Here is a 24,755-nt window from a genome sequence, read left to right as displayed (position 1 = left end):
GGCTACTTCCCCTGGAATTGCGGCTTGCGCTTTTCCATGAAAGCCTGCCGGCCCTCGCGGAAATCGGCGCTGTCCATGCAGGCCGCGCCGACCGCCTTGATCGCGTCCATGTCGCGTCCGCTTTCGTCCTTCAGCACCTCTGCGATGGTGATCTTGGCGGCCTTGATCGCGAGCGGTGCGTTTTGCGAGATGGTCTCGGCGATCATCATGGTCTCGCCCCAGAGCTGGTCGGCCGGGAAGACGCGTTCGATCAATCCGATGCGCAGCGCCTCAGAGGAATCGATGCGCATGCCGGTGTACATCAGAAGCCGCGCCCAGGACGGGCCGACCAGCGACACCAGATGCTTCAAGCCGTCATAGCCGTAGGCGATGCCGAGTTTTGCCGCGGGAATGCCGAACTGGCTGCCATGCGCGGCGAGGCGGATGTCGGCGAGCATCGCGACCTGCAAGCCGCCGCCGAGGCAAAAGCCGTCGATGCAGGCGATCGTCGGCTTGGGATAGTCGGCGAGCAGCGCGCGCTGGGCGGCGCTGCGCTTGGCGTATTCCTCGGAGGCCGCTGCGTTGTGGCGCGTCTTCTCGAACTGGCTGATGTCGGCGCCTGAGACGAACGCCTTGCCGCCGGCGCCGCGCAGGATCACGACGCGGACCGCATCGTCGTCGCGCAGGGACGTCAACGCCTCGCCAAATCCCTCCCACATCTCCAGCGACATCGCGTTGCGCTTGTCGGGATTGTTGAAGGTGATGATTCCGACCCCGCTGGCGGTGTGCTCGAGGATCTTGCCGTCGGCGTAGGATTTTTCGTTTGAAAGATCAGGCATCGCGTGCTCGCTGGTCGTTTGCGATGCGCAATGTGCGGCCCGCCTGCGGCCCGGGTCAATCGCGGCGAGGGAGGTGGCTTTGCATCCGCCTCTAGCGCGATTGCATGCCTACTGCGCCATATGCGCGGTCAGCGGATGGCCGGCGGCCTTGCCGAAGAACGCGGCTTCTTCCGCGGTCGCTTCCAGCAACTGCTCGTCCTGATTATAGACGTCGTTGCGGAACTGGATGGTCTGGTCCCTGGTCATCCACGCCGTGAGATAGATCCAGGCCACCGGCACTTTCTTCGCCATGGCGACCTCGAGATGCTGGCCGGTGGCGATCTCCGCGTCGATCGCGGCGCGGCTCCATTTCGGCTGGTCCTTGAGCAGCCACGCCGCGAGATCGCGCACATTGTCGACACGCGAGCAGCCGTGGGAATCGAAGCGGTAGTCGTCGCTGAACAGATTGCGCTGGTTGGTGTCGTGCATGTAGACCGAATAGGCGTTTGGCATGTCGATCTTCACCGCGCCGAGCGCGTTGAAGGTGCCGTTGTGCTGGCGCACCGTGAAGTTCGGCGTGTGCGTGCCCGACCAGTCGACCGAATGCGGATCGATCGGATTGTCGTGGCTGTCGAGCACCTCCATGTGCATGCGCGCCAGGTAAGTCGGATCTTTCCGCATATGCGCGGAGATCTCGGTCTTGGCGATCGAGGAGGGCACCGTCCAGGTCGGGTTGAGCACGACGCTGGTGATCTGGGCGGTCAGCGTCGGCGAGGGCTTTTCGGTCTTGCCGACGATGACGCGATAGCGCCGCACCACCACGTCGTTCTCGACCGCTTCGGCGAAGGCGGCGGGAATGTTGACCACGACATAGCGCTGGCCGAAGCTGAAATTCATGTTCTCGAGCCGCTCCAGCGAGGCCTCGAGCTGACGGATGCGTTTCTGCACGGAGACGTTCATCGCCACGAGCGTGCGCGGTGTCACCGTGCCGGTCGGCGCGAGGCCATGACGGGCCTGGAAGCGCTTCACCGCGTCCGCGAGATCCTGATCGTAGGCGCCGGTGGCCTTGTCGGCGGCGAGGTCGCCGGAGACGATCAGGCGCTTGCGCAAGAGGTCGTCGTTGGCACCCGGCACGCCGAGAGCAAATTTCGCGTCCGTCGGGATCGTCGGCCATCCCCCGCGCACCGCGAGGTCGGAATAGCTGAGCGCGGCATCCTTGATACGCTGGGCCGTGCCCTCGTCATAGGTCGGCTCGTGCGTCATCGCGAGCGCTGCGGCCGAGCGGCTCTCGGCCGTCGATGCCGCTGTAGCGGCTGCCTTCGGCGCAGGCGCGTGAGCAGGGTTCGCCGCCGCCGGGACCGTGCCGGCCGTCGCCGGCTTGGGCCCGGCCTGCCCCACGGTCTCGGTCTGCGCCAGCGCCGAGGCGCTCGCGAGCACACCGACGGCAATGATCATCATCGCATGGCGTTTCGACATCTGTCCCATCTTCCCCACGAGAACGAGGCCCGCAGGGCCCTCGCATTGGCAATTCCCGGCCGCCGCGCTACGCGCGCCGATTCGCAAAATCGGAGGCAAATTACGGCACCAGTGTTGAGGTCCCATTAAGTACGGCAGGCGAAAACCCGCACGCTCGGTGCGGAGGCTCTCGATTGGGTCGCAGCAGGGGTGGAATGGGTTCGCGAAATTCGCGACGGATGACTGCAAAACGGCCAGGAAAACCGGCAGAAAAAAGGGCGGCCAAGCCGCCCCGAGAAAGACCGCGCGCACGCGCGCGAGCCTATTTCTGATCAGGTCGGTCTCGTCCAATCCGGCCGCGTCCCCGCGACGCGGCGGATTGAACATTGGCCGTAACGGCCGGACCGTCGATCGGCTCAGCCTTCGTTCGCCGCAATCGATTCCATCAGCGAGACGAGCTGACGCTGCACCGTCTGATCCTTGATCTTGCTGTAGGCGCGCAGCAGGCGGAGGCTGAAAGCCGAGTCCAGGAACAGGAGGCTTTCGACTTCGCGGGCCTTGTTGTCGCCGTCATAGAAGAAGGTCACAGGCACGTCGAGGGCGGAGGCGATCTGCTGAAGCCGAGCCGCGCCGACGCGATTGACGCCCTTCTCGTATTTCTGGACCTGCTGGAAGCTGACGCCGAGCTTTTCGCCGAGTTCGGCCTGCGAGATCTTCATCTCGACGCGCCGCAGACGGATCCGCTTGCCAAGCTCAATGTCCGGCTTGCCGGCACTGCGCTGCTTCATTCTTTTCGCCGCTGCTTTCATCTTTGTTTTCACCTTTGTTCTTCGGTTGAAAATCCCCCGAAGAGCTGGGTCAGGGGTTCGCCCATATACGAGTCCTTGAATTCATGCGGATGCACGAACTCTTCCTTAAACCACGGGAAGCGAGTCGGATCGAAAGCTTCGATCAGCCAGTCAATCATGTGCCTCACGCGGGGAATCCGGCCGCTACCGGGGTGGTAGGACAACCAGATATCCAGCGGTCGGTTCAATTCGACCTCCAGTGGAATCAACTTCCCGCCAAGCGCAATGGCGTAGCTCGGGAAGACGCCGATGCCGGCGCCGTTCGCGACCGCCCAGTAGTTGGCGCTCGAGACGTTGGTCTTCATGACCAGCAGGTCACGCTCCGAAACGCCCGGGAAGAAGCTCTCAAATGTTTCCTTGGCCGCGAGCTGGTCGGCGAATTGCAGCACCAGGCGGTGCTTGATCAATTCGTGGGCCGAGCGCGGCGTGCCGTATTTCGCGAGGTACTTTTCCGACGCCCAGAACATCAGATGCATGCGGCCGAGCCGCACCAGCTTGACGTCGAGCGCGGAGGGGCGCGACAGGTGGATGGCGACGTCGGCCTCCTGGCGGGAGACGTCGGCCGGGCGCATCGCGCAATGCAGATCGACCAGGACCTTCGGGTAGGCCTGCTGGAATTCGACGAGGCGCGGGGCGAGCCAGAACGTACCCAACCCTTCCGTCACGGCGACGCGAACCTCGCCGGCCAGGGCGTTGGCGGTCGAATCGCTGGTGCGCAGCACGTCGAAGGCAGCCGCCTCCATGCGCTCGACCGCGGAGACCACCATCGCGCCCTCATCGGTCAGATGGGTGCCATGGACGTCGCGGGTGAACAGGGTGGTGCCGGTCTGGCGCTCGAAATCGTCGATCCGGCGGCGGACGGCGTTGATCGACAGCGACAGGCGTTCGGCCGCCGAGCGGAAACTGCCGCATCGCACGACCTCCAAGAATATCCGGGCGGCATCCCAATCCGAGAGCCCGCTGAGATTTGTTCTTGGGCGTTCCTCCAGAGGAACGCCCCTTTCCGCCAAGGAGTGCATACAAGTCCCTTCGGGCCGCTAAACTGGCAGAATCTGGCGCAAACCACAACCACGGCGGGTTGGGGAACGACGAGTTTTGAACGTCATCCTTACTGCCTCACGAGTGGTATTTAGGTGCCGTCAGAGCCGGGGAATGAAGTGGAATCGGGTAGATTATCGCCCGTATGAGGGGTGTCGCGTGAGTTCCGTTGCGAGCCTTGATATGGCTGCGGGATTGTCGGCGCTGTCCGCAATGGACGTTGTTGCGCGTGATGCGACGCTGTCGTCCCGGATGGATCAATCACAGCGCGTCAGACGTTTTGCCTCTGGCTGCTTCCCGGATCGCCGCGCGATGCTCGCGGGAACTGCGGTTTCAGCGCAGAAACATACTGAAATCATGCTCAGAGGCGCAGGAGCCTCGTGCTATCCTCAGGTCCCGATGGGGGCCGAAGGGATCCCCACGATCACGTCTCGCAGGCCGAATTAACGGAAAGAACGCCGGTGTCGCATTCAGACGAACAGTTGCAGTCGGTGCTGGAAACGCTCGAGGAGTGCCGCCGGGCGCTCAACGAGATGAACAGCCGTGAGTCGGCCGAGCTGCTGTCCATCGTCATCCTCGACGTGCGGATGAAAATCAAAGGAATTGACGGCGCCGATCTCAAGGCGCTGTGCGACGAAATGCTGCGGAGCGCAGGAAACGAACCGCAGCCCCCCTCCAAGCAGACGCAGGACCAGCCCCGGCGTCCGCTGCTCCGCGTGGTGAAGTAGCCGCGCCGCCGAATCTCGCTTTGTGGCGAGGTTTGTGCGCGTCCCGATGCCGCATCTGTGATCACGGACGGCGTAGGGAGGAGCCCTGGTTTTGTGCGCCTCTGTTGCGCATTCCCCGGCATCGGCTACATCAGAGCCGATGTCCCGGTTCGCGCGCGCTCCCCGCGCGCCGCTCCGGGGCCTGAGATGGCTCCGACTGCATCATGCAAAATGTCTCGATACCGGCGGCGCTGATTGCCGGCCTCGTCAGCTTCCTCTCCCCTTGCGTCCTGCCGCTGGTCCCGCCCTATCTGATCTATCTGACGGGGGCGACGATCGAGCATGTCGAGAGCGACGAGGAGGCCTCGGCCTCCAAGCGTGCGATCATGATGTCGGCGCTGCTGTTCGTGCTGGGCTTCTCCACGGTGTTCGTGGCGCTCGGCGCCAGCGCCTCGCTGATCGGCGGCCTGATCCGCGCCTGGTCGGCCGAGCTGTCGATCCTCGCCGGTATCGTCATCATCATCATGGGCCTGCACTTCCTCGGATTGACGCGGATCGGCCTGTTGATGCGCGAGGGACGGCTGCCGATCCCGAAACCGGTCGGCCTCTGGGGCGCCTACATTATGGGCCTCGCCTTCGCCTTCGGCTGGACGCCCTGCATCGGTCCGATCCTCGCCGCGATCCTCTCGATCGCCGCCGCCGAAGCGACCGTGACGAAGGGCGCGGGTCTGCTCGCGGTCTATTCCGCAGGCCTCGGCATTCCCTTCCTGATCGCAGCGCTGATGATCGAGCAGTTCTCAAATCTGTTCGCGCGCATGAAGGGCCACCTCGTCAATGTCGAACGCGCCATGGGCGTCTTGATGGTGATCACCGGCATCGGCTTTCTCACCGGCGCGGTCTCGAATGTGAGCATCTGGCTGCTCGAGACGTTTCCGGCGTTGCAGACGATCGGGTAGGGCCGCTTCTTTTGGCCGTGGTCGACGGCCAAACCTGGGCCGCGCGCGGTTTCCAGACGCGCGCCAGGCGAGGCTGCGATGATCTTGGATGAAGGGTCAGGGGCTGAATTGGCCTAGCAGGCCAGGACCGCTGCTTGATCACAGATGATCTGCATCAACTTGCGGCAAAGCGTGCGAGTGCCCCGCGATCGATGTCGATGCCGAGCCCGGGACCTTCAGGCACGCGCACCACGCCGTTCGCGTGCTCGATCGGCTCTTTCAAAATCGCTTGCCGGATCGGATGTTCGGTGCGGTCGAATTCCAGCAGCGGCTCGAGCGGTGCGAGCGAGGTCGGCGTGTGCGTCGGCAGCACGGCGAGAAGCTGGAGCGAGGCCGCGATCGCAATGCCTGTGCCCCAGACATGGGGGTTGTAGCGGATGCCGAATGTCTCGCTCATGTCGGCGATCTTCTTGCATTCGGAGAGGCCCCCGGCCGCGCAAGTGTCGGGCTGGGCGATATCGAGCGCGTGCGAGGCGAACAGATCCCGGAAGCCGAAGCGCGTGAACTCGCATTCGCCGCCTGCGATCGGAATCGTGAGCGCGGCTTTCACCGCGCGATAGCCGACGATGTCTTCCGGCGGCACCGGCTCCTCGAACCAGCCGATGTCGTACTGCTCGATCATGCGGCCAAGCTGCATCGCCGCGAGCGCATCATAGGCGTGGTTGGCGTCGACCATCAGCGCGACATCGCCGCCGATCGCTTCGCGCACCGCACGCGTGACCGCAGCGTCCTCGTCGATGCCGAAGCCGACCTTCAGCTTCACCGCGCCAAAACCTTCCGCGGCATAACCGGCGGCTTCCTCTGGCAGGTATTTCAGCGGATCGCCCGATTTGCGCCGGTAGAGCCCGGTTGCATAGGCCTGCACCTCCTTGCGGGCAGCGCCGCCGAGAAGCTGGTACGCCGGCACGCCGAAATGCTTGCCCTTGATGTCCCACAGCGCGATGTCGATGCCGCTCAGCCCCTGGATCACGACGCCCTTCTGGCCGTGATCGCGCAGGCGCGCGTAGATCATCTGCCACAGCACGTCGGTGCGCAGCGGATCCTCGCCGATCAGCCAGGGTGCGACGCTCTGCACGACGGCCGCCGTCATCCGCGCCGGGCCGTAGCATTCGCCCCAGCCGGTGGGGCCCGCATCGGTCTCGATCTCGACCAGCATCGCAGTGCGAGTGTCGTACCAGGCGCGCGAATAGGCGAAGGGCTGCGAGAGCTTTGCTTCGAGGATGTGCGTGCGGACGGCTTTGATCTTCATTATCGGTGCCCCCGTCTAATGCGCCTCGTCGAGCGCGCAAGTGACCGTGCAGACGACGCCGCGCGGCAGGAAATCGACCGTCGCCTCGCCACCGAGCTGGTCGCGGGCACTGCGCTCGATCAGGCGGGAGCCGAAGCCGCGCCGTACCGGCTCGGTCACGGGCGGCCCGCCGATCTCGGTCCAGATCAGCCGCAGCCGCGGTTTGGGTGTGTCGGCGATGACCTCCCATTCCAGCGTGACCCGGCCGGTCTCGTTGGACAGCGCGCCGTATTTCGCGGCGTTGGTGGCGATCTCGTGCACGATCATCGACAGCACCACGGCAAGGCGCGGCGACAGCGGCACCGCGGGACCGTCCATCCGGATGCGTTCGGGCGCGTTGAGCAGGAAAGGCTGGAGCACGCGCGCGACCACGTCCTTCAGCTCGGAGCCGGCCCATTTCTCCTGGCTGAGCAGATTATGCGCTTCGGCCAGCGCGCCGAGGCGGCCCTCGAACTTGGTCCGCTCGTCGCGGCTTGCGCTGCGGAAGGTCTGCACAGCGATCGCCTGCATCAGGGCCAGCGTGTTCTTGACGCGGTGGTTGAGCTCCTCGATCAGGAGATCGTGCAGCATCTCGCCGCGCGCGATCGTGGTCGCCATCCGGACAGCAAAGGTGAGTCCGATCAGCAGCAGGATGCCGCCGATCAGGCCGGTGATCGCGATGTTGCGCCACAGCGGCGCGATCAGCGAGCTTTCGGGGACGCCCGCAGCCACGGTCCAGCCGGTCAGCTGCGAGCGCGTGTAGGCGGATGCGAGCGCGATGCCGTCGAGCGAGACCGTCGAAAGTGTCGCCTCGGGCGCGCGGAACATCTCTTCGTAGAGCGAGGGCGATGCGCGTTTGCCGAACGTCTCGCCGGGGTTCGGCACGCGCGCGATGACGGTGCCTTTGGCATCGAGCAGGGACACCGTCCATTGCGGGTCGGGCCGCTGCTTCTCGATCAACTCCTGGAAAAGGCGGACGGGCGGGCTGAAGCAGAGGTCGAAGATCGCTTCGCCGTTGCGGAACACCGGCACTTCGACGGTCACCACCTGGCGTCCGTTGATCGCCCCGGTGAATAGGTCGGAATATTGCGGCGCTTTCGCCGCAAACACTTTCCCGACGATGTCCAGATTGCCGCGCGGCGGCAGGCTGGCAGGATCCTCCGTCGCCGAGGAGAACAAGAGGCGGCCTTTTCGGTCGGAGATCAGCAACAGGCCGTCCTTGCCATACTGATCTATGAAGCCGAGCGCGATGCGGCGAAAATTGGTGAAGTCGTCGTTACGAAGCGAGTTCGTCAGCGCGAGCACCTGCAGGCTGCCGGTCATGCGCTGCACCTCGGAATCCAGCACCAGCCGCAGGCTGCGCACGGTCTCCAGCACGCGGCGGGTCGCAACGTTGCGGTCCTGCTTGTAATGGTAGAACGCGATGCCGGCCGCGAACACGATCATGGGCAACGTCGTTCCCGTGACCAGGAGAGCGAGTCGGACCGGCAGGGTGAATTTGGACAAACGGAGGCGTCCCGGTTCCAGCGCGAGGGCGCCGGATTATGATTTTGCCGAGAACCATAAGGGCAGGACTTGCATCGCGCCACGGTTTTCGCATGCGGCGCGTGGTCCGGAAGCATTTTGCAGCGCAGTGCGAGACGCCTGCGGTTCAGCCCATGCTGATTGCGGTCAGCAATAGACACATGGCGTAGACGGCCGCCAGGCTGAGCCCTGCAATCTGCGCTTGTCGATGCGATGTCATGAAGTCAGCTCCGTCAAGGGCGACCGCCTCCGCCGCGGCCGCCCCATCCGTCAGATCCTGATCAGTCGATTTCCTGGACGACGGTCCGCGTACCGGGATCCACCAGCATCACGCGCTCGCCGGAATAAACGTAACGATACTTCGTGAGGGACGGGCCCCAGTCGGAAGGCACGGCTTCAAGCTCGACATCGCTCGGTACCGTTGCGCCGACCACGATCTTCTCCTTGGTCGTCACGGGCCGAACGCGGCGCTCGGTGACATAGGAATGGATCTTGGTGCGGTACTGCGGTTCGATCTGAACCGCGGCTGCATGACCGGTTCCGGTCGTGGTGACCACGGTGGATTGCGCGAAAGCGCCGGTCGATAGCATGACGGCGGCGGCGGACAGCAGGAACAGCTTCTTCATTTCGTTCTCCTTACAGGGATAAGCGCGGCATCAACATTTCATCGGGAGCGGCGTTCCCGGTGCCTGGAACAAATTGCCGCTTTTTCCCGTTTCTGACTCAGCCCGGCTGGAAATCGGGCCATTGGGAGGAGATGATAATGAAAGCAAAGATTGCGACTGCAGCGGTGATGATTGCTGCGTTTTCCCTGCCGGCGTTCGCGGCCGACGAGTTCTACGTCGTCCAGGACGTCAAGACGAAGAAGTGCACGATCGTCGACAAGAAGCCGACGGACACGTCCATGACCGTCGTCAGCCCGTCGGGCACGATCTACAAGTCGCGCACCGAAGCTGAAAGCGGCATGAAGACCGTCAAGGTCTGCACGTCAAACTGAGGAGGATGACCAATGCCAGTCCTGATTCTGTGGGCCGTGCCCGCCGTGCTGGTGATCGGCGGCGGCATCTATCTGATCGGCCACTTCCACTAGGCCACGACGACAATGGGCTCCGCGATCACGCGGAGCCCATTGCAACATATGTTGGGATCCTCAGAGATTGCTCTCGGTGATCGCGGCGTAGACCATGCTGCGAAGCTCGCGCCGGATCGGATATGCGCTCGACGGCAGAACCTGCGTCATGAAGATGGTGATGAGTTCCTCGGCCGGATCGATCCAGAACGAGGTCGTGGCCGCGCCGCCCCAATTGTATTCGCCGGGACTGCCGGCGATCAGCGTCTCTGCCGGGCGCATGGTCACGGCGAAGCCGAGACCGAAGCCGATGCCGTTGTAGGTCGCCTCCGAGAACAGCGAGCGTGATACGTCCGGCAGCGAACGCCCGCCCGGAATGTGGTTGGTCGTCATCAGCGCCAGCGTCTTCGGCCCGATCAACCTGACGCCGCCGAGCTCGCCGCCATTCAGCATCGCGCGGCAGAAGGTGAGATAGTCGGCGACAGTCGAGCACAGCCCGCCGCCGCCAGAGATGAAGGAGGGCGGCGACAGGAACGAGCTCGTGGTCGGGTCGTCCTGGAGCGTCAGGCCCTCGCGGCGCTGGCCGGCGTGGAAGGTCATGCCGCCGCCCGGATCGGCCGAGTAGCAGGCGGCGAAACGATGGGCCTTCAATGCCGGCACATGGAAGTCGGTGTCGGTCATTCCCAGCGGATCGAGGATCCGGGCTTTCAGGAACTGCTCGAACGGCATGCCGGAAATCTTGCCGACGAGATAGCCGAGCACGTCGGTCGAGACCGAGTAGTTCCAGGCCTCGCCCGGCGAGAACTCCAGCGGGATTCTTGCGAGGCCCTCGATCATGCCCTGGAGCGTGCCTGACTTCTCGACCTCGCCGATCTTCTCGGCGCGGTAGGCGGCATCGACATTGGAGCGCTGCTGAAAGCCGTAAGTCAGACCGGAGGTGTGGCGCAGCAGGTCGACGATCAGCATTGGCCGGGTCGGTGGCCGGGTCAGGAAGGCCGGCGCGGTGCCGGCGACGAACACGCCGAGATCCTTCCATTCCGGGATGTATCTCGCGACGGGCTCGTCGATCGCGACGAGGCCTTGCTCGACCAGCATCATGAAGGCAACGCTGGTGAGCGGCTTGGTCATGGAATAGATGCGGTAGATGGTGTCGTCCTTGACCGGCACCTTGCGCTCGACGTCGGCAAGACCCTGCACCGAGCTGTGGGCGATCTTGCCGCGGCGGTAGACCAAAAGATGCGCGCCCGGGAAACGGCCGGCATCGATGTACCGGGCCTTCAGATGCGCATCGACGCGGTCGAGCGCGGCCTTGGACATGCCCACGGATTCGGGCGAGGCAGGGGTGGGGGCGAGCATCGGTTCCTCCGGGCATTTTGTCGGGAAGTTGATACCGAAATGGCGGCCTCATTCCAAGCCGGTTGCGCTTAACGTTGCCCCGCCGACTGGTGTAGGCTGCACCTTGAAACGCTTCCAGGGAGCCCGTCCGGGCCAACGAAAAAACGCGAGGGCAGACGCTTATGACCCAGTTCAACGAGACCGAGCTCACCGAAGCCGTCGTCCGCAGCTTCGACAACACGCCGAACGCGCGTGCGAAATTCCTGCTCCAGGAATTGGTGAAGTCGTTGCACGATTACGTGAGCAAGACCGGTCTCACCTTCGAGGAATGGGAATACGCCGTCGATTTCCTGACCCGCACCGGCCAGAAATGCACCGATACGCGCCAGGAATTCATCCTGCTCTCCGACGTGCTCGGCGTCTCCATGCTGGTCGACGCGGTCAACCACCGCGACCGGGACGGTGCGACCCAGACCACGGTGCTCGGCCCGTTCTATGTCGGCGAGCACAAGGTGACCGCGCACGGCACCGACATCTCGCCGAACAACCACACCGGCGAGCGGATGTTCGTGCAGAGCCGCGTGACCGATCTCAAGGGCAAGCCGCTCGCGAATGTGCCGGTGGACGTCTGGCACGCCGACGACGACGGCTTCTATGATTCACAGAAGGCCAATTACGACGAGGTCGGCGCCTCGGCGCGGGCGCGCTTCATCACCGACAGCGACGGCCGTTTCTTCTTCCGCACCATCCTGCCGTGCAGCTATCCGATCCCGACCGACGGCCCGGTCGGCGAGATGATCCTGCAGACCAAGCGCCATCCGATGCGGCCTGCGCATGTGCACTTCCTGGTCAACGCCAAGGGCTATGAGCCGCTGATCACCCACGTCTTCATGGACGGCGACAAATATCTCGATTCCGACGTGGTGTTCGGCGTCAAGGACGACCTCGTCGCCAAGATCGAGCCGCGCAACGATCCCGCGATGCCCGACGGCAGCAAGGCGAACGGGCAGTGGCACCTGATGACCTACGAATTCCATCTCAAGCCGGGCGGCGGCATGGCGCCGAAGCCGCTGGGAACGAAGGCGGCGGAGCCGGCGTGATCTCGTCCGGCTATCGCAACCGAAGCGCCGCGAGCAGCACGATGACGGCGCAGGCGAGGATTGCCGTGGTCAGCTTCCAGAACAGCAGCGGGTTGCGCTCCAGCAGGGGCGTGGTCCGCGTGGCGAGGTAGGCCGGATTCGGATTCCTGAGCTCGTAGACGAACTCGGAGACATCCTCGTGGCGCTTGTAGGGATCAGGATGCAGCGCCTTCCTGAGCGCGCCGTCGATCCAGCCGGGAATGCCGCGCTCGGGATCGATGGCCGGACGGTATTGCAATTTCCGCGCGTCCGATCTGCCCCGGATCTTCGCAAGCTGCGCACCGTAGGGAAGGTGTCCGGTCAGCATGTGGTAGCAGATCGCGGCCAGTGAAAACATGTCGGAGCGGGGCGAGCCGCCTTCGCCGAGGAAATATTCGGGCGCGGTGTATTGGACCGTGCCGAGGATCTCCGCGTCTGCCGATTTCGGCGCCGCTTCGGCGACGCCTGCGACCCTGACCGATCCGAAATCGATGATCTTCGCCGTGCCGGTCTTGTCGATCAGGACGTTGTCGGGCCGGAGGTCCTGGTGCAGCATCTCCATCCGGTGGAAAGCGCGCAGCCCGGTGGCGATCTGCTCGACGATTCCGCGCACCGTTTCCAGGTCGGGGCGCGGATTGTCGAGCATCCACTGCCGCAGCGTCTGCCCCTCGACGAACTCGGTCGCGACGTAGAGATAGTTGCGCCGCGCGGCTCTTGACCGCGGCTTGAGCACGTAAGGACTGTCGATCCGCCGCGCGATCCATTCCTCCATCAGGAAGCGTTTCAGATAGGCCTGGTTGTCGCGCAGGTCGATCGACGGAATCTTCAGTGCAACCGGCTCGTCCGTCTCGGCGTCGAGCGCGAGATAGATATGGCTGCGGCTGCTGCCATGGACCTCGCGGATGATCCGGTAGCCGTCGAACATCGCCCGCGGCTCCAGCAGCGGCGGCAGCGGCAGTGCGGCGGGCTGATCGAAGACGCCGGAATCCGCGTCCGGGGTTTCGTCGATCCGCAGGATCTGCACCGTGATGTTGTCGTCGCTGCCGCGGCGATAGGCTTCCTCGACGATGGCTTTTGCGGCGTCGTCGAGATTGCCGGCATGCTCATCGATCGTTCCGGCCACGAAGCGCGGCTCGACGAATTCATAGGCACCGTCCGTTGCGAGCACGAAGGTGTCGCCGGCCTGGATATCGACGCTCTGATAGTCGATCTCGAGCTGCGGGTTGATGCCGAGCGCGCGGCCGAGATAGGTCTGCTCGGACGACACGATGATGCGATGATCGTCGGTCAGCTGCTCCAGCGCCTTGCCGGCGACACGGTAGATGCGGCAGTCGCCGACATGGAAGATGTGCGCCGTCGTCGCCTTGATGACCATGGCGCTGAGGGTGCAGACGTAGCCCTTGTCGCGGTCATAGGCATATTGGCTCTTGCGCGTCTGCGCGTGCAGCCAGGAATTGGTCGCCTCCAGCACGCGGCGGGCGGAGGTCTTCACCGTCCAGGATTCCGCCGTGCAGTAATAGTCCATCAGAAAACTCTTGACCGCGGACTCGCTGGCGATCTGGCTCACCGTGCTGGAGGAGATGCCGTCGGCGAGGACGGCCGCGATGCCCTTGAGACTGAGCTGGGGCTCTTCGGGAATGAGGATGCCGTGAAAATCCTGGTTGACGGCTTTGCGACCCCTGTCGGAGTGCTGCCCGATCGAAATCCGCAGCCCGCGCGTCATCGTCGTCACCACCAGGGCAATGAGAGCCTCATCCTCATCGGGCGAGGCTCTCGTGTTGAGGTGCCTGTGATCAGGCCGCGGCGCGGGTTCGCGACTTCGCAACGGGCTCGCGCTTCGGCAGGGTCATGACGTGCGTGGCGTAGAGCGTCATGCCGGTGAAGGCGAGGCCGCCGACGAGGTTGCCGAGCACGGTCGGAATCTCGTTCCAGATCAGGTAGTCCAGGATCGAGAACTTTGCGTGCAGCATCAGGCCGGATGGGAACAGGAACATGTTCACCACCGAATGCTCGAACACCATGTAGAAGAACACCAGGATTGGCATCCACATCGCGATGACCTTGCCGGGGACGGAAGTCGAGATCATGGCACCGACGACGCCGGTCGAGACCATCCAGTTGCAGAGCATGCCGCGCATGAACAGCGTCGCCATGCCGGCCGCACCGTGCGCGGCATAGCCGAGCGTTCGGCCCTCGCCGATATTGCCGATGGCGGTGCCGATCTTGTCGGGGTCTTGCGTGAAGCCGAACGTGGTGACGAAGGCCATCATGAAGGCGACGGTGAAGGCGCCGGCGAAATTGCCGGCGAAGACCAGGCCCCAGTTGCGCAGCACGCCACCGAGGGTGACGCCTGGGCGCTTGTCGATCAGCGCGAGCGGCGACAGCACGAAAACGCCGGTGAGGAGGTCGAAGCCCAGGAGATAGAGCATCACGAAGCCGACCGGGAACAACAGCGCGCCGACCAGCGGCTGGCCGGTGTTGACGTTGATGGTGACGGCGAACCAGGCGGCGAGGGCCAGGATGGCACCAGCCATATAGGCCCGGATGATGGTATCCCGGGTGGACATGAAGATCTTGGACTCGCCTGCATCCACCATCTTGGTGACGAATTCCGAAGGCGCGAGATACGACATCAATGATTCCTTTTGCTTCGTGAGTGAGATCGGCACACGCACCAGGCGTGCGCGACTGATCGTGACTGAACGCTTGGGCGGTGCGGGCGGTTCTGCCGCGCACGAGGGCTATGGGAGGTCTGGAAGCCGTGGGAATCGCATCACGAGGACTGAGCCGGTAAGGCTGCGAAGCAGTGGAGCTTCCTGATGCAGCCGCCAGAGGCTGCAACGATGCGGCAAGCCGCAGTCTTCGTTGACATTGATCCAGAAGCAAGTTGCGTGCCGTGCACGTTCTCACGAAAATACAAGCGATATCAAAGGGATCGCGCCGTCTTGGGCGGGCTCTGCGGCCCGTTGTGCAGGCGATTGCATAAGGTTTGTGCGTCGCACACGGAATGAGCAGTCCGCAAATTTCGCGTGCGGGACAGGCCTGCGACAGACTGGCGCGGCGTGCCTAGTGGTTTGATTTCACTTATAGTTTTTCGATAGGGGCCTTGGCATGAAGCTTGAATGGTTCCAAGCCGACGCCATTGAAGCCGTCCCGCGAGACTTCTCATCCGAATTTGCTGACGCCACCCAGGCGGGGGTCTCTCCCGTCGCGCGTTCGCATGCGCCTTTTTCGGGCGTCACGGACGGACGGGCTGCTCGTGCGCACTGACGCAATCATTCGCAACGACGCAAAGGACGACACCGCCCATGACCAAGCGCATTCGCCGGCCTTCGGAGACTGGCCTCAGCCGCCGTCAATTGTTGAAAGCTGCAAGCGGCACCGCCGCTCTTCTCGCCGCCGCTAAGCTGAATTTTCCCGCCGGCGCCTTCGCGCAGGATGCAGGCCCCGAGGTCAAGGGCGCCAAGCTCGGTTTCATTGCGCTCACCGACGCGACGCCGCTGTTCGTCGCCAAGGAGAAAGGCATCTTCGCCAAGTATGGCATGCCCGACGTCGAGGTGCAGAAGCAGGCCTCCTGGGGCACCACGCGCGACAACCTCGTGCTCGGCTCCGAAGGTAACGGCATCGACGGCGCGCACATCCTCACCCCGATGCCGTATCTGATCTCGGCCGGCAAGGTGACGCAGAACAACCAGCCGACGCCGATGTACATCCTGGCGCGGTTGAACCTGAACGGTCAGTGCATCTCGGTCGCCAAGGAATATGCCGACCTCAAGATCGGAATCGACACCACGCCCTTCAAGGCCGCGCTGGAGAAGAAGAAGGCCGGCGGCAAGGCCGTGAAGGCGGCGATGACTTTCCCGGGCGGCACGCACGACCTGTGGATCCGTTACTGGCTCGCTGCCGGCGGCATCGATCCGGACAAGGACATCGAAACCATCGTGGTGCCGCCGCCGCAGATGGTTGCCAACATGAAGGTTGGCACCATGGACTGCTTCTGCGTCTGCGAGCCCTGGAATCTCCAGCTCATTCATCAGGACATCGGCTACACCGCGATCACCACCGGCGAGCTCTGGGACAAGCATCCCGAAAAATCGTTCGGCATGCGCGCGGCCTGGGTGGACAAGTACCCGAAGGCCGCGAAGGCGCTGCTGATGGCGGTGATGGAAGCCCAGCAATGGTCCGAGAAGGCGGAGAACCGCGAGGAAGCGGCCGTGATCTGCGCCAAGCGTCAGTGGATCAACTGCCCGGTCGAGGACATCACCGACCGCATGAAAGGCAAGTTCGACTACGGTACCGGCCGCGTCGTCGACAACTCGCCGCAGCAGATGCGGTTCTGGAAGGACCAGGCCTCCTATCCGTTCCAGAGCCACGATCTCTGGTTCCTCACCGAGGACATCCGCTGGGGCAAATATGAGGCGGGCTTCGACACCAAGGCGCTGATCGCCAAGGTCAACCGCGAGGACCTCTGGAAAGATGCAGCCAAGACGCTCGGTGTGGCGGCCGCGGACATCCCGGCCTCGACCTCGCGCGGCAAGGAGACCTTCTTCGATGGCAAGGTGTTCGACCCCGAAAATCCGGCGGCCTATCTGAAGTCGCTCGCGATCAAGCGTGTCGAGGTCTGATGGAGCCCTGCGGTCGCCCGCGAGGCGGCCGCTTCGTCTTTTTAAGCCGGAGAGATATTGCGATGAACATGCCTGCCACCAAGATCGAGGTTGAGACCGCAGCGCCCGCGGCGACCGTTGCCGCGCCGGTCGTCGCGATGACGCCGAAACGTCCGCCGCGCAGCGAAGCCTATGCCCGCATGGCGCGGGAGACCGCGGTGCGCGTGATCCCGCCGCTGGTCGTGATCGCGCTGCTGACGCTGGTGTGGGAGCTGGTCTGCCGCCGCGCCGGATCGGCGCTGCCGCCGCCGTCAAAAGTGTTCAAGGACACCAAGGAGCTGATCCTCGATCCGTTCTTCGACCATGGCGGCATCGACAAGGGCTTGTTCTGGCATCTCTCCGCCAGTCTGCAGCGCGTCGCCTTCGGCTATTCGCTCTCCGCGATCGCCGGCATCGGGCTCGGCGTGCTGGTCGGGCAGTCGGTCTGGGCGATGCGCGGACTCGATCCCCTGTTCCAGGTGCTGCGCACCATTCCGCCGCTGGCCTGGCTGCCGCTGTCGCTCGCTGCGTTCCGTGACGGCCAGCCGAGCGCGATCTTCGTCATCTTCATCACCTCGATCTGGCCGATCATCATCAACACCGCGGTCGGCATCCGCAACATCCCGCAGGACTATCGCAACGTGGCCGCGGTGGTGCAGCTCAATCCGCTCGAGTTCTTCACCAAGATCATGATCCCGGCGGCCGCGCCCTACATCTTCACGGGCCTGCGGATCGGCATCGGCCTGTCATGGCTTGCGATCGTTGCGGCGGAAATGCTGATCGGCGGCGTCGGCATCGGCTTCTTCATCTGGGACGCCTGGAACTCCTCGCATATCAGCGAGATCATCCTGGCGCTGTTCTATGTCGGCATCGTCGGCTTCGTGCTCGACCGCCTGATCGCAGGCCTCGGCAAGGTCGTCACCCGCGGCACCGCGCAGAACTGAGGGAGAAGAGCCTATGACCGCATATCTGAAGCTCGACCACATCGACAAGATTTTTACCCGCGGCGCGGCCACCACCGAGGTGCTGAAGGACATCAACCTCACCATCGAGAAGGGCGAATACGTCTCGATCATCGGCCATTCCGGCTGCGGCAAGTCGACCCTGCTCAACATCATCGCAGGATTGACCAACGCCACCACCGGCGGCGTGCTGCTGGAGAACCGCGAGGTGAACTCGCCGGGGCCCGATCGCGCCGTGGTGTTCCAGAACCACAGCCTGCTGCCCTGGCTCACCGTGTACGAGAACGTCAAGCTCGGCGTCGACAAGGTCTTTGCCAAGACCAAGACCAAAGCCGAGCGCGACGCCTGGGTGATGCACAATCTCAACCTGGTGCAGATGGCCCATGCCAGGGACAAGCGTCCGTCCGAAATCTCCGGCGGCATGAAGCAGCGTGTCGGCATCGCTCGGGCGCTGGCAATGGAGCCGAAGGTGCTGCTGCTCGACGAACCCTTCGGCGCGCTCGACGCGCTGACCCGGGCTCACTTGCAGGACTCCGTGATGGCGCTGCATCAGAAGCTCGGCAATACGATCCTGATGATCACGCACGACGTCGACGAGGCCGTGCTGCTGTCCGACCGCATCGTGATGATGACGAACGGGCCCTCCGCGCGCATCGGCGAGGTGCTGGAGGTTCCGCTGGCGCGTCCCCGCAAGCGGCTCGAGCTTGCGACCAACACGACGTACTTGAAGTGCCGGCAGCGCGTGCTCGAGTTCCTCTACGAGCGTCATCGCTTCGTCGAGGCCGCGTAAATGGGCATTGGCGCGTGAAAACGCGCTCGCGGGATCATTGAGCTCAATCCTTGTGCGTCGCACAGGGATTGAGCGAATCGCAAAATATGCGTGCGAAATGGCCCTGCAAAAATTTCGGGCGATTAGAATAAGCTGCTGAATTCTCTGTATTTCCCGATAGCGGACAGTTGGCACAGAAGTTGAATTGTCTTGTCCGACGCCAACGACGACGTCCCTCAACATCATCAATCAGCATCGTGATCTCGCCACCGGGGGTGAATCCTCGGAGCGCGCCTCCGTGTCCGGAGGCAGAGCCTGCAACGACGCAGCGGTGAGCCTGGAAGGGATAAGCAATGACCAAGAGTCCTACTTGGATTTCCGACTGGCGCCCCGAAGACGAGGCGTTCTGGAATGCGGGCGGCAAGACCATCGCCCGGCGTAATTTGATCTGGTCGATCGTCGCCGAGCATATCGGCTTCTCGGTGTGGCTGATCTGGAGCATCGTCGCCACCAAGCTGCCGCAGGCTGGCTTCCATTACTCGACCGACGAGCTGTTCCAGCTCGTGGCGGTGCCGGGGTTGATCGGCGCGTTGATGCGCTTCCCCTATACGTTCGCGGTGACGACCTTCGGCGGCCGCAACTGGACCATCTTCAGTGCGGCGATCCTGTTCATTCCGACGCTGTCGCTGGCCTGGTTCGTCAGCCAGCCCGACACGCCGTTCTGGCTGATGCTGCTGATCGCCTCGACCGCGGGTCTCGGCGGCGGCAATTTCGCCTCCAGCATGACCAACATCTCGTTCTTCTTCCCGGATCGGATGAAGGGATGGGCGCTGGGGCTGAACGCGGCCGGCGGCAATATCGGCGTCTCCAGCGTGCAGCTCCTGACCCCGATACTGATGACGCTCGCGGTCATCAACCTGTTCCAGGCAACACCGGTCGACGGCGTGTTCCTTCAGAACGCCGGCCTGATGTGGGTGCTGCCGATCGCGATTGCGGTGTTCGGCGCGGTGTTCTTCATGAACAACCTCACCACCGCCAAATCGTCGATCAGGAACCAGCTCGCGATCGTCAAGCGCAAGCACACCTGGATCATGGCGTATCTCTATATCGGCACGTTCGGCTCCTTCATCGGCTACTCCGCGGCGTTTCCGCTGCTGATCAAGACGCAGTTTCCGACCGTGACGATCTCGATCGCGTTCCTCGGGCCGCTGGTCGGCTCGCTGTCGCGGCCGCTCGGCGGCCTGCTCGCCGACAGGATCGGCGGCTCCATCCTCACTTTCTTCAATTTCATGGCGATGGCGGCGGCGACGGTCGGCGTGCTCTATTTCGTCGGGCACAAGGATTTCACCGGCTTCCTCGCGATGTTCCTGATCCTGTTCGTGACAACGGGCATCGGCAACGGCTCGACCTATCGCATGATCCCCTCGATCTTCCGCGAGGAGAACCTGTTCAAGGTGCGCGGCAAGGGCGATGCGGCACGTGCCGGTGCCCTGAAGACGGCGAGCATCGAGAGCGGTGCGGCAGTCGGCTTCATCGGCGCGGTCGGTGCCGTCGGCGGCTATCTGATCCCGAGCGGTTTCGGCAAGTCGATCGCCATGACCGGCGGCCCGCAGCTCGCACTCGCGATCTATCTCGCCTTCTACGCGTCCTGCCTCGCTTTGACCTGGTGGTTCTACCTGCGTCGCAGCCCGCAGGGCGAGGGCGCCCCAAGCCTCGCCGAAGCGCGCGTCTAATGCTTGGCACGAATGTCGCTTCTCCCCGTACGCGGGGAGAAGATTCTCTGATGACGTTTGACTCATGAACCTTGTTCGCAACGGCGCGGACAAAGGCAGACCGAAACAGACAGGAGACCATCGTGACGCCCGAACAGATTACCCTCATCCAGCAAAGCTTTTCCAAGGTCGCGCCGATTTCAGAAGCAGCCTCGCAGCTGTTCTACGACCGCCTGTTCGAAGTGGCGCCGTCGGTGCGCGCGATGTTTCCCGAGGACATGACCGAGCAGCGCAAGAAGCTGATGGGCATGCTCGCCGCCGTCGTCGGCGGCCTGTCGAATTTGGACTCGATTCTGCCCGCGGCCTCGGCGCTTGCCAAGCGTCACGTCGCCTATGGGGCCAAGGCCGAGCACTACCCCGTGGTCGGCGCGACCTTGCTATGGACCCTGGAGAAGGGGCTCGGCGAGGCCTGGACGCCGGAACTCGCCGCTGCCTGGACCGACGCTTACGGCGTGCTGTCCGGCTACATGATTTCCGAGGCCTATGGCCCGCCGGCGCAGGCCGCCGAATAGGAGATGCCTTGTGAGTGAGCCACTCGTCATCGTCGGAAACGGTATGGCGGCCGCGCGTCTGGTCGACGAACTCGCCAGGACCGCGCTCGGCCGTTATGCGGTCGCCGTGATCGGCGAGGAGCCGCGGCTTGCTTACAACCGCGTGCTGCTCTCTTCCGTGCTGGCCGGCGAGACCGGCTCACACGAGATCGAACTGCGACCGGCGGATTGGTGGCGCGACCGCGGCGTCACCGTGCGCTGCGGCTATCGCGTCACCGAGATCGACACCGGTCGCCGCGAGCTGAAGATCGCTGGCGAAGAAAGCATGGAATATTCAAAGCTCGTGCTCGCGACCGGATCGACGCCGCTGCGGCTCAACATTCCAGGCGCCGACCTTGCCGGCGTGCACACCTTTCGCGACACCCGCGATGTCGACCTGTTGCTGACGCTGGCGGCGGCGAAGAAGCGCGTCGTCGTGGTCGGTGGCGGCCTGCTTGGGCTCGAGGCGGCTTACGGCCTCGCCAAGGCCGGCGCGCCGGTGACGCTGCTGCATCTGATGGACCGGCTGATGGAGCGCCAGCTCGATGCACCCTCGGCCGATCTCCTGAAGACGCTGGTCGAGCGTAAGGGCATTCGCATCGTGCTCAATGCCTCGACCGCCTGCATCCATGGCGACGGTCATGTCGAAGCGGTCGAGCTTGCCGACGGTAGCCGTATCGAGGCAGACGCGGTGATCTTCGCCGCCGGCATCAGGCCCAACATTACGCTGGCCAAGGACGCCGGCATCGCGGTCAACCGCGGCGTCGTCGTCAATGACCAGATGCAGACCTCCTCCTCCGACATTTTCGCGCTCGGCGAATGCGCCGAGCATCGCGGCACCTGCTATGGCTTGGTCGAGCCGGCTTACGAGCAGGCGCGGGTGCTGGCCCGGCATCTCGCCGGGCGGCCGGCGTCCTATCAGGGCAGCGTGGTCTCCACCAATCTGAAGGTCTCCGGCGTCGGCGTGTTCTCCGCCGGCGATTTCATGGGCGGGGAGGGCAGCGAGAGCCTCGTTCTCACCGATCGCAGGCGCGGCACCTACAAGAAGCTCGTCATCGCCGAGGGCCGGCTCACCGGCGCCGTGCTGATCGGCGATACCGCCGATGCGCTCTGGTATCTCGGGATGATCCGCAATCGCGAGAATGTCGCCGCGATCCGCTCCGACATGATGTTCGGCCGCGCCCTTGTGCTTCCTTCGAAAGCAGCTTGATTATGACGGCGATCGATCCAGAGCTCCGCACCACCAAGACGACATGCCCCTATTGCGGCGTCGGCTGCGGCGTGCTGGCGACACCCGACGGCAAGGGCGGCGCGGCGATCGCGGGCGATCCCGACCATCCCGCCAATTTCGGCCGGCTGTGCTCCAAGGGCTCCGCGCTCGGCGAGACCGTCGGGCTCGAGAGCCGGCTGCTCTATCCGATGATCCGCTGCAAGGGCGTGCTGGAGCGCGTCGCCTGGAGCGATGCGCTCGACCATGTCGCCCATCGCATGCAGCATATCGTGGCGCGAGACGGCGCCGATGCGGTCGCGTTCTATCTCTCCGGCCAGCTGCTGACCGAGGACTATTACGTCGCCAACAAGCTGATGAAGGGCTTTGTCGGCACGGCGAACGTCGACACCAATTCGCGGCTGTGCATGTCGTCCTCCGTCGCCGGCCACCGCCGTGCCTTCGGCGCCGACACCGTGCCCGGCTGCTATGAGGATCTCGACCAGGCCGATCTGCTCGTCTTCGTCGGCTCGAATGCGGCCTGGTGCCATCCCGTGCTGTTCCAGCGCATGCTGAAGAACCGTGCCGAGCGTGGCGCCCGCATGATCGTGATCGATCCGCGCCGCACCGACACCGCGACCGACGTCGATCTGTTCCTCGGGCTCAAGCCCGGCACCGACACTGCGCTGTTCTCGGGCCTGTTCGTTCATCTCGCCGACAGTGGCGCGCTCGATCAGGACTATATCGCCGGCAACACCTCCGGCTTTGACGATGCGCTGGCCCGCGCCCGCAACATCGCCGGCAGCGTCGCCGCGACCGCACTCGCCACCGGCCTCGCCGAGCAGGACGTCGCCAGCTTCTTCAAGATGTTTCGCGACACGCCACGCGTCGTCACGCTCTATTCGCAAGGCGTCAACCAGTCGGCGCAGGGCACCGACAAGGTCAACGCGATCCTGAACTGCCATCTCGCCACGGGCCGCATCGGCAAGCCGGGCGCCTCGCCGTTCTCGCTCACCGGCCAGCCCAACGCGATGGGCGGCCGTGAGGTCGGCGGCCTTGCCAACCAGCTCGCCGCGCACATGAACTTCACGCCGCCGGACATCGACCGCGTCAGGCGGTTCTGGAAGGCGCCGCGCATCGCGACTCACGAGGGGCTGAAGGCGGTGCAGCTGTTCGAAGCGATCAACCGCGGCGAGGTCAAGGCGTTGTGGGTGATGGGCACCAACCCCGCGGTGTCGCTGCCCGACGCCGACGTCGTGCGCGAGGCGCTGAAGAAGCTCGAACTGTTCGTGGTCTCCGAGAACGTGCTCTCCAACGACACCGTCGAGGCCGGCCCGCATGTGCTGTTGCCGGCGCTGGCCTGGGGCGAGAAGTCGGGGACCGTCACCAATTCCGAACGCCGCATCTCGCGCCAACGCTCCTTCCTGCCGGCGCCGGGCGAAGCGCGGCCCGATTGGTGGATCCTCAGCGAGACCGCCAAGCGTCTCGGCTTCGGCGACAGTTTCGATTATAAATCCGCCGCAGACATCTTTCGCGAGCATGCCGCGCTCTCGGCGTTCGAGAACAATGGCAGCCGCGATTTCGACATCGGCGCGCTGACCTCGCTCTCCGACGAAGCCTTCGATGCCTTGCAGCCCGTGCAATGGCCGGCGCGCGAGGGACAGGCGCCCGGCGATCGCTTCTTCGCGGGCGGCGGTTTCTTCACCAATGACGGCAAGGGCCGCTTCGTCGCGCCGGAGGTGCCGTCGCTGCGCAGCGAGACCGGGCCGTCGCGCCCCCTGCGGCTCAACACCGGGCGCATTCGCGACCAGTGGCACACCATGACCCGCACGGGCCTCAGCCAGCGGCTTGGCGCGCATCTGCCGGAGCCGTTCGTCGAGATCCATCCGGACGACGCCAACAAGTACAACATCGTTCATGATGGTTTCGCCCGCATCACCACCGACTACGGCCAGTGCATCCTGAAGGTCGTCGTCAGCGACCGCCAGCAGCGCGGCACGCTGTTCGCGCCGATCCACTGGAGCGCGATGAACGCCTCGCACGGTCGCGTCGGCGCGCTGGTCGCACCGTTCACCGATCCGTTCTCGGGCCAGCCGGAATCGAAGGCGACGCCGGCCGCGATTGCGCCTTACGAATACGTCTTCCGCGGCTTTGCACTGTCACGAAAACAGCTCGATCTGCCGCCCAATCTGATGTGGACCCGTGTCACCGTGACGGGCGGCTTCGGCTATCTCTTCGCCGACAATGCCGATCTGTCGCGTTGGCCGGCCTGGCTCGAAAGCGTTGCCGGCGAGGACGTTGCCGAGTACCGCGACTTAGGCGGCGGTGTGTATCGTGCGGCGTCGTTTGCCGGAGATCGCATCGAGACCTGCTTGTTCGTGGGCCCCGCGCGTGATGCCGGCGACTGGGAGGTGGTGAAGAGCTTGTTCGTCGCCGATCACGTCACCGACGACCAGCGCCGCATGCTGCTGTCGGGCAAGTCCGGCGAAGGCGCCGCCTCGACCGGCCCGATCGTCTGCGCCTGCTTCGGCGTCGGCCGCGGCACCATCTGCGAGACGATTGCGGCCGGTGCGCGCACCGCCGCCGAGATCGGCGCCAAGCTCAAGGCCGGCACCAATTGCGGCTCCTGCATCCCCGAGCTGAAGCGCCTGATCGCGACCACGGAGGTCGTGGCAGCGAAGCCGGCGAAGGTCGCAGCGGGATAGGCCCGACTCTCTCC

Annotated in this window: 21 protein-coding genes; 11 read left to right on the top strand and 10 right to left on the bottom strand. The window is 64.3% G+C overall.

Going from position 1 to position 24,755, the window contains the following annotated elements:
* Positions 1–2: 2 nt before the first annotated feature.
* The 4 genes from HYH08_RS24090 to HYH08_RS24075 form a co-directional block, all read right to left on the bottom strand.
* A complete protein-coding gene (locus HYH08_RS24090) occupies positions 3–818 on the bottom strand; it encodes an enoyl-CoA hydratase (RefSeq protein WP_220012314.1) in 816 nt (271 codons plus the stop codon).
* Between the two features lie 108 nt (positions 819–926).
* A complete protein-coding gene (locus HYH08_RS24085) occupies positions 927–2,273 on the bottom strand; it encodes a L,D-transpeptidase family protein (protein ID WP_220012313.1) in 1,347 nt (448 codons plus the stop codon).
* A 395-nt stretch (positions 2,274–2,668) separates the two neighbouring features.
* The gene (locus HYH08_RS24080; protein WP_027558475.1) at positions 2,669–3,040 is read right to left on the bottom strand and encodes a helix-turn-helix domain-containing protein; all 372 of its coding nucleotides are present in this window, start codon (positions 3,038–3,040) and stop codon (positions 2,669–2,671) included.
* Positions 3,041–3,069: 29 nt separating this feature from the next.
* Entirely contained in the window at positions 3,070–4,119 is a 1,050-nt protein-coding gene (locus tag HYH08_RS24075) for a LysR family transcriptional regulator (RefSeq protein ID WP_220012312.1), read from the bottom strand.
* Positions 4,120–4,599: 480 nt separating this feature from the next.
* Between HYH08_RS24075 and HYH08_RS24070 the strand changes: the two genes are divergently transcribed.
* Positions 4,600–4,866, top strand: coding sequence for a hypothetical protein (locus HYH08_RS24070; protein WP_220012311.1), 267 nt, complete (start codon positions 4,600–4,602; stop codon positions 4,864–4,866).
* 203 nt (positions 4,867–5,069) lie between these two features.
* Entirely contained in the window at positions 5,070–5,801 is a 732-nt protein-coding gene (locus HYH08_RS24065) for a cytochrome c biogenesis CcdA family protein (RefSeq protein WP_220012310.1), read from the top strand.
* A gap of 154 nt (positions 5,802–5,955) precedes the next feature.
* Here HYH08_RS24065 and HYH08_RS24060 read toward each other — a convergent pair whose 3' ends face one another.
* From HYH08_RS24060 to HYH08_RS24050, 3 genes are all read right to left on the bottom strand, one after another.
* Positions 5,956–7,089 (bottom strand): mandelate racemase/muconate lactonizing enzyme family protein, encoded by a 1,134-nt coding sequence (locus tag HYH08_RS24060; RefSeq protein ID WP_220012309.1) that lies wholly within the window; start codon positions 7,087–7,089, stop codon positions 5,956–5,958.
* A gap of 15 nt (positions 7,090–7,104) precedes the next feature.
* On the bottom strand, positions 7,105–8,613 hold the full coding sequence (locus HYH08_RS24055; RefSeq protein ID WP_220012308.1) for a sensor histidine kinase: 1,509 nt from the start codon (positions 8,611–8,613) through the stop codon (positions 7,105–7,107).
* A 299-nt stretch (positions 8,614–8,912) separates the two neighbouring features.
* A complete protein-coding gene (locus HYH08_RS24050; RefSeq protein WP_220012307.1) occupies positions 8,913–9,257 on the bottom strand; it encodes a DUF1236 domain-containing protein in 345 nt (114 codons plus the stop codon).
* A gap of 137 nt (positions 9,258–9,394) precedes the next feature.
* Between HYH08_RS24050 and HYH08_RS24045 the strand changes: the two genes are divergently transcribed.
* Positions 9,395–9,628, top strand: coding sequence for a hypothetical protein (locus tag HYH08_RS24045; protein ID WP_220012306.1), 234 nt, complete (start codon positions 9,395–9,397; stop codon positions 9,626–9,628).
* 153 nt (positions 9,629–9,781) lie between these two features.
* On the opposite strand, the gene HYH08_RS24040 is transcribed toward HYH08_RS24045, so the two are convergent.
* The gene (locus HYH08_RS24040) at positions 9,782–11,056 is read right to left on the bottom strand and encodes a serine hydrolase domain-containing protein (protein WP_220012305.1); all 1,275 of its coding nucleotides are present in this window, start codon (positions 11,054–11,056) and stop codon (positions 9,782–9,784) included.
* 161 nt (positions 11,057–11,217) lie between these two features.
* Between HYH08_RS24040 and HYH08_RS24035 the strand changes: the two genes are divergently transcribed.
* Positions 11,218–12,135, top strand: a complete 918-nt coding sequence (locus tag HYH08_RS24035; protein ID WP_220012304.1) for an intradiol ring-cleavage dioxygenase — start codon at positions 11,218–11,220, stop codon at positions 12,133–12,135.
* Between the two features lie 10 nt (positions 12,136–12,145).
* Here HYH08_RS24035 and HYH08_RS24030 read toward each other — a convergent pair whose 3' ends face one another.
* Positions 12,146–13,876, bottom strand: a complete 1,731-nt coding sequence (locus HYH08_RS24030; RefSeq protein WP_220012303.1) for a bifunctional protein-serine/threonine kinase/phosphatase — start codon at positions 13,874–13,876, stop codon at positions 12,146–12,148.
* Positions 13,877–13,946: 70 nt separating this feature from the next.
* On the bottom strand, positions 13,947–14,786 hold the full coding sequence (locus HYH08_RS24025) for a formate/nitrite transporter family protein (RefSeq protein ID WP_220012302.1): 840 nt from the start codon (positions 14,784–14,786) through the stop codon (positions 13,947–13,949).
* Positions 14,787–15,461: 675 nt separating this feature from the next.
* Here HYH08_RS24025 and HYH08_RS24020 point away from each other — a divergent pair.
* The 7 genes from HYH08_RS24020 to HYH08_RS23990 all read left to right on the top strand — a co-directional run bounded on the left by HYH08_RS24020 (position 15,462) and on the right by HYH08_RS23990 (position 24,741).
* Positions 15,462–16,778: a CmpA/NrtA family ABC transporter substrate-binding protein gene (locus HYH08_RS24020; protein WP_220012301.1), complete on the top strand. Its 1,317-nt coding sequence runs from the start codon at positions 15,462–15,464 to the stop codon at positions 16,776–16,778.
* 62 nt (positions 16,779–16,840) lie between these two features.
* Entirely contained in the window at positions 16,841–17,740 is a 900-nt protein-coding gene (gene ntrB, locus HYH08_RS24015; RefSeq protein ID WP_220012300.1) for a nitrate ABC transporter permease, read from the top strand.
* Between the two features lie 13 nt (positions 17,741–17,753).
* Positions 17,754–18,548, top strand: a complete 795-nt coding sequence (locus tag HYH08_RS24010) for an ABC transporter ATP-binding protein (RefSeq protein ID WP_220012299.1) — start codon at positions 17,754–17,756, stop codon at positions 18,546–18,548.
* Between the two features lie 332 nt (positions 18,549–18,880).
* Positions 18,881–20,260, top strand: a complete 1,380-nt coding sequence (locus HYH08_RS24005; protein ID WP_220012298.1) for an MFS transporter — start codon at positions 18,881–18,883, stop codon at positions 20,258–20,260.
* A gap of 122 nt (positions 20,261–20,382) precedes the next feature.
* Positions 20,383–20,811: a globin family protein gene (locus HYH08_RS24000; RefSeq protein WP_220012297.1), complete on the top strand. Its 429-nt coding sequence runs from the start codon at positions 20,383–20,385 to the stop codon at positions 20,809–20,811.
* A gap of 10 nt (positions 20,812–20,821) precedes the next feature.
* Positions 20,822–22,039 (top strand): NAD(P)/FAD-dependent oxidoreductase, encoded by a 1,218-nt coding sequence (locus tag HYH08_RS23995; RefSeq protein ID WP_220012296.1) that lies wholly within the window; start codon positions 20,822–20,824, stop codon positions 22,037–22,039.
* 2 nt (positions 22,040–22,041) lie between these two features.
* The gene (locus HYH08_RS23990) at positions 22,042–24,741 is read left to right on the top strand and encodes a nitrate reductase (protein ID WP_220012295.1); all 2,700 of its coding nucleotides are present in this window, start codon (positions 22,042–22,044) and stop codon (positions 24,739–24,741) included.
* Positions 24,742–24,755 lie beyond the last annotated feature (14 nt).

The sequence above is a fragment of the Bradyrhizobium sp. BR 10289 genome, assembly GCF_019455385.1.
Classification (GTDB): Bacteria; Pseudomonadota; Alphaproteobacteria; order Rhizobiales; family Xanthobacteraceae; genus Bradyrhizobium.
The sequence above is the reverse complement of the archived record's forward strand: the minus strand, read 5'-3'. Positions and strand labels throughout refer to the sequence as shown.